Below are 6,346 nucleotides of genomic sequence, written 5' to 3' on the forward strand. Positions count from 1 at the left end.
TTGAATGTAGGGTTAGATTAGCTGTTGATATGCATTAATCGGGTAATTGAAATTTATCGCTATTAATGCAGGTCTTATAGAAGGCATGGGCTGAAAAGTTCATGCCTTTTTATTAGAAAACTTAACAATGACAGGAAATATAGGCCGCCCATGAAAAAACGCACCATAGCAACATTGTTCTCGACCCATGCCTTAGTGCTCGCCATTGGTTTTGGCGCTGGGATTTATGCCCTGCCAATTCTGACAGCACCTGAAGCGCCTAGTAGTGAACAAGTGCTATCCATTAGCGCCCAACAGAAATTTACCGCTCAATTTAATCGCGAGCTAAAAGACAGCGATGCATTACATTGGGGCGAAGGCACGGTCACTATCGGCGATGAATTTATCGCACTCGATGGCAAACTCTCACCTGGTCCCGACTTTAAAGTTTATTTGGCCAAAGAATTTGTAGAAACAGAAGCTGACTTCAATCGCTTAAAATCAGAAATGGTTCAGGTCGCTGACATCAAAACCTTCGATAACTTTTTAGTGCCGATAACGGCTAACGTGAATGTCGCTGAGTACAACACCTTAATCGTTTGGTGCGAGAGTTTTGGTCAATTTATTACTGCTGCACAGTATCAGCAGATAACGCAGTCATAAGGCTAACCACAACGCTATATGCTCAACGCTCTTTATATCAATAGCTTCACCTGCGACCATATTTTTCTTAGCCAATAAAAAACCCTGCACAATGGCAGGGTTTTAAATATTAGCTTAAACGACTAATTACTTTTCAGAATCAGCTTCTTTGATTCTATCTAAGTTTTCAGTGTTTTCTAACCAAAGCGCATTAATGATGCCAAAAGCACAGGCTAGTAATACACCTAGTATCCAAGAGAAATACCACATAATGGCTCCTTAATTAATATAATGATGTCTTGTTCTTTTCGATGAACTCACGGTTCAAACGACCAAACATCTTGTAATAAGTCCAAGCGGTATAACTCAGTACAATCGGTACGAAAATGATTGCAGCCCAAGTCATCACATTAAGCGTAATTTCACTCGCTGTAGAATCCCACATTGTTAAGCTTACATTCGGGTCTAAAGAAGATGGCATGATGAATGGGAACATTGCTGCGCCACATGTCAAAATGATACCTGCAATAGCTAATGAGCTAAACAAGAATGCAAAACCACTACGGTTTAAACGGCTAGCAAGTACAACCAGTACAGGCATAAGCAGACCCAATACAGGGAATAACATCGTCAGTGGGTACTTATCGTAGTTAGCTAACCAAGCGCCAGCTTCAACCGCAACGGTTTTAGTCGTTGGGTTTGAAGGCCCAGCAGTGTCGATAGCAGAGGTAATGACGTAACCGTCGATACCATTTACTAACCAAACACCTGCAATAGCGAATAACACAGCAACTAAAAGGCCTGTAATTTGTGCCGCTTTAGCCGCACGAACACGTAGCTCACCTTCAGTCTTCATTTGTAGCCATGATGCACCTTGCATCACAAACATAAACGCTGCAATTAAACCTGCTAATAAACCAAATGGGTTTAATAGGCCGAATAAACCACCGTGGTAAGTTGCACGTAAGAACTGATCAAAATCAAACGGTACGCCTTGAAGCAAGTTACCAAACGCAACACCGATAATCAGCGGTGGTACGAAGCCACCAATACATAATGCATAATCCCACGACTTACGCCATCTTGGATCTTCAATTTTAGAGCGGTAATCAAAGCCAACTGGACGTAGGAATAAGGCAAACAGTACCAACATCATAGCCACATAGAAGCCAGAGAAAGATACGCCATAAACCATAGGCCATGCAGCAAACAAAGCGCCACCAGCAGTAATTAACCAAACTTGGTTACCATCCCAGTGCGGGGCAATGGTATTAATCATAATACGGCGGTCAGTATCGTCTTTACCAATTACAGGTAATAACGCACCTACACCCATATCAAAACCGTCGGTCACAGAGAACCCTATTAGCAATACGCCAATCAGAGCCCACCAGATAAATCTTAGCATTTCATAATCAAACATAATCAGGTCCTCAGATTAAGCATCTTGGTTTTCAAAATGATATCTACCTGTCTTAAGGCTTGATGGGCCTAGACGAGCAAACTTAAACATTAAGAACAATTCAATCACTAATAGAATCGAGTAGAACACAGTGATAGAAATGATACTGAACCACAGATCCGAAGTCGTTAGACTTGAAGCTGACATGAAGGTCGGAAGCACTTCTGAAATAGTCCAAGGTTGACGACCGTATTCAGCCACAAACCAACCACATTCAATCGCAATCCAAGGCAGTGGTAAGCTGTAAAGCGCCGCACGTAATACCCAAGGCTTCTCTTCAATTTTATGACGTGTGCTTTGCCAGAATGCTGCGGCAAATACAAACAACATAATCATACCTGCACCAACCATGATACGGAATGACCAGAACATTGGCGCTACGTTAGGAATAGAATCCTTGGCAGCAGCTTTAATTTGTTCTTCAGTCGCGTCAACCACGTTTTCAGTGTAACGCTTAAGCAATAAGCCGTAACCTAAGTCACCTTTTGTTGCTTCAAAGTTTGCACGCAGTTCAGGGCTTTCATCGCCAGCTTTAAGCTGCTCGAGGAATGAATAAGCAACCATACCGTTACGAATGCGGATCTCATGCTCGTCGATTAAATCGATAATCCCTGTTACTTGCTCATCGATAGAACGCGTAGCAATGATACCCATTGCAAAAGGAATTTTAATCGCGAAGTCAGTTTCCATCTTCTCTTGATTTGGGAAACCTACCGCAGTAAATGCTGCTGGAGCTGGCTCAGTGTGCCACTCAGCTTCAATCGCTGCTAACTTAACGCGTTGTACTTCACCCACTTTATAGCCTGATTCATCACCTAACACGATAACTGACAGGATAGATGCCATACCGAAACTTGCTGCAATCGCAAACGAGCGACGAGCAAACGGTAAGTCACGACCTTTAAGGATGTAGTAAGAACTAATAGCTAGAACGAACATCGCACCGGCTACATAACCAGATGCCACTGTATGAACAAACTTAACTTGCGCTACAGGGTTAAATACCACTTCAGCGAAGCTAGTCATTTCCATACGCATGGTTTCGTAGTTAAACACAGAACCGACAGGGTTTTGCATCCAACCGTTGGCAACCAGAATCCATAACGCTGACATATTAGAAGCAATGGCGACTAACCAAGTTACTGCTAAATGCTGACGTTTACTGAATCGATCCCAACCGAAGAAGAACATACCCACTAGAGTCGACTCTAGGAAGAATGCCATTAAGCCTTCAATTGCGAGTGGTGCGCCGAAAATATCACCCACATAATGTGAGAAATATGCCCAGTTAGTACCGAACTGGAATTCCATTGCTAAACCGGTGGTAACACCTAGTGCAAAGTTAATCCCGAATAACTTACCCCAAAACTTGGTCATATCTTTATAGATTTGATTATCAGTCATCACATAAAGCGATTCCATAATAGCCAAAATAAAAGCTAGACCTAAAGTTAAAGGTACAAACAGAAAGTGGTACATGGCTGTTAGCGCGAACTGCAATCGTGACAGCTCTACAACCTCTTCAATAATCATTGGCGACTCCTTACTCGGTACATCCAAATGCCATGATGATTCCCATCAATCACAACAAGTGCCATTGCAGGAAAAATTTTATTTAAAAGTAATGCTCTTTTTAACATGTTAATTCAATGTTAACTAAGCGCTTTTATAACATTCTACGAAAACTCAATTTAGCCAGATAAAACACAAATAATGTGAGACTCACATCACACTTAATCACGTAACGTGACTGCGATCGTGACTGCCATTATTTACCTTTTAGCTTACCTTTTAAATTCAATAACTTACAGCAAACAACAAATGCTGCAGACCTTTAATTTATACCACCGAAATTTGACCTCAATCAACAAAATGACTTATAAAAAATGTGTTTTTTGCGGGTTTTGAGTAGGTGCGCAAAGTACCACCTTTTAGGTGTTGACCCTACCACTGATAGCTGGTAGGGATTTATTTACATTTTTGTAAAATCACTAAGTCTAAACTATCTAAAACTAATGGAAACATTATCAAACCCAAAAATTAACTTTTTACATACCTGCAATAGATTTACTAACTATAAAATAAAACAACCAAACACATAACTAGCTAATTTAAATGACAAAACATCAAAATAACGATTAATAAGCATTAAAATAACCAAATATTGGATTAGTTTTAATAATGGTAAAGATTAATTTTATTCGTTTGAGCTATTTTTTGAACAGATATAGAATTCGTCCTGTGTTGAGAGAAGGTCGATTGGACTTGAACAAAATGGATTTCAAGTTACATCCCCAACTCTACTAATTTGAATTTATTACTGAGTGGAGATTTTAAAATGACTAAATTATTTGAGCGTTTCATCAATAGCTACAAACGTGTTTTTGTTGAAATGTACCAAGCGTACTAATTAGTTTTATATTGCTGCTGAATTTTGGAAACACCTTTGGGACCATGTTGAGCAGCAATACAACGGAAGATGTCTTAAGCATGCAATTAGCTTGCTATGGACATCGGACGTTACCCTTGATGTTTCATGTCGTCATACTTGCCCAATTTTCCCGTTTATTTCCATTCAATTTGAACATTAAAAAAGCCAAAACGTTTAAGACATTAAGTATTTTTGGCAGCATACCGATAATCCAATTATAAAATCTGCCATTTATTTAGATGCAAAATCAGAAAACGGTATGACTTCAACACCTATCATTTTTGAAAGGTATTCTTCGAAAAATACCCGATGAGATGCACCTACAATAATGACAATTCGTCCGCCAATCTCACTCGCTACCACTCTCATGATGTTAGACACCATATTTAGGTTTCTAACTTCCCATAAAGCAACTCTAGCTAATGCTGGCTCAACCTCTAAATCTTTATCAACAAAAATACTCCACTCTTGCCCAATAACTTGAGAACTTTGTTCAGGGCTATTTAACCAAAGGTATAAAGGCAGCCAATCCCCTGTTTGTATAGCGTGTTTTTGCAATGATTGAGATTTAGTTATAAGCGTACTTTTTTGAAGTTCATTTCCTGCTTGGGATTTGCTATAAGATGGCATTAACTTTTTAACCATGTCTTGGTACATATCCTTATCAAGATGGTCATCAATTGGGTAGATCGTATTTATCCCCTCACTTAACGCTAAGTTAATTGCGATATTGAGTGTTTCATTATTTTTTGTAGCACGCGCACGGAGGTAGGTTTTTAAATCTGTGGACAATTGAGAAGTGTCATTTTCTGTTATTTTTAACCATTGGAGTGTTGCTGTATCAGGGTAGTAGCCTGCAATAGATAGTCTTATAAGTTCGATTCGCTTTTCATCGGACAAATTATCTACTATTTCAAACTGATTCATTTTGTGTATTGCTTCAGTGGCAGAAAGTCCTAATGATGATTGTTCATTTTTTGCGATACCAAGTAGTTCATCACCCACAAAGTTTGTTAAAGTTTCATGATATTCAACAGAGCCATTAAGCATTGTAAAAATATCTTCACCTCGAAGTGATTCGACTGCAATAGCTGTTGGTTTAAATTTACCTAAATAACCTCTAATTTCAGACAGGTCGATCTCTTCTTTAATGCTTTTTAAATGCATCGTTCCTAAGACCATTACCTCAGTCTTCTGTTTAACACGTGCATTTAGACTTTGTATATCTTGCTTTGCATTTACCAAGCTAGGTAATAAAACCAGAGCTGCAAAAATGACTCTTATCATTCTGTTATCCTTAACCTTCAAATCACTCTAACAATCAAAAAGAACATATCACAGTAGAAAAATATTACAATTTTTAATAACTTATCTTTTATGGCGGTATATTTTCCTTATTTATTAGCGAAAACGTGTTTAGGGAACTCTGATTTTTCTGTTTTAAATTTCCACAAACAAGATAAATGAAGAGACAATAATCTCAGTGCAGATGCGTTCAAGACCTTCGAAAACATGGCGAAGTTTCACAGTGTTAAACGCTATGAGCGAGAGGCATGGATGTCGAACGGGCCGTTTAACATGGATGATATTTGTTTTCGCAGTGCCGACAGGTAATGGATTAGAATGAAGGTATGATTATCAGTAAAAAAGCCAATACTGAAGAAGAACAAAGCTGATGCTGGTAACTCGTTTTTGCCCCAAAACGTTTTAGCAGCTTTAGTCAGCTAATGATTTCTAGATTTGAATAGAATCTAAATCAAGATCTTAATCAAGGCCTTGGCGCTTCGCCCACACCAGACGAAAGGGAAACAACAGCATTTCCCTTTTCGATA

General features: G+C 39.0%; 5 protein-coding genes. 1 reads left to right on the top strand and 4 read right to left on the bottom strand.

Annotation, left to right across the window (positions count from 1 at the left end):
• Window positions 1-150 precede the first annotated feature (150 nt).
• Window positions 151-642: a DM13 domain-containing protein gene (locus LMH66_RS08685; RefSeq protein ID WP_229369328.1), complete on the top strand. Its 492-nt coding sequence runs from the start codon at window positions 151-153 to the stop codon at window positions 640-642.
• A 126-nt stretch (window positions 643-768) separates the two neighbouring features.
• Here LMH66_RS08685 and cydX read toward each other — a convergent pair whose 3' ends face one another.
• The 4 genes from cydX to LMH66_RS08705 form a co-directional block, all read right to left on the bottom strand.
• Window positions 769-891, bottom strand: coding sequence for a cytochrome bd-I oxidase subunit CydX (gene cydX / locus LMH66_RS08690; protein ID WP_102529403.1), 123 nt, complete (start codon window positions 889-891; stop codon window positions 769-771).
• A gap of 13 nt (window positions 892-904) precedes the next feature.
• Complete coding sequence (gene cydB, locus LMH66_RS08695) at window positions 905-2,044, bottom strand: cytochrome d ubiquinol oxidase subunit II (RefSeq protein ID WP_102529402.1); 1,140 nt, start codon at window positions 2,042-2,044, stop codon at window positions 905-907.
• A 15-nt stretch (window positions 2,045-2,059) separates the two neighbouring features.
• A complete protein-coding gene (locus LMH66_RS08700) occupies window positions 2,060-3,616 on the bottom strand; it encodes a cytochrome ubiquinol oxidase subunit I (RefSeq protein WP_102529401.1) in 1,557 nt (518 codons plus the stop codon).
• A 1,129-nt stretch (window positions 3,617-4,745) separates the two neighbouring features.
• Complete coding sequence (locus tag LMH66_RS08705; RefSeq protein WP_229369330.1) at window positions 4,746-5,801, bottom strand: DUF5694 domain-containing protein; 1,056 nt, start codon at window positions 5,799-5,801, stop codon at window positions 4,746-4,748.
• Window positions 5,802-6,346 lie beyond the last annotated feature (545 nt).

The organism is Shewanella sp. 10N.7 (assembly GCF_020806285.1).
In the GTDB taxonomy this organism is placed as follows: Bacteria; Pseudomonadota; Gammaproteobacteria; order Enterobacterales; family Shewanellaceae; genus Shewanella; species Shewanella electrodiphila.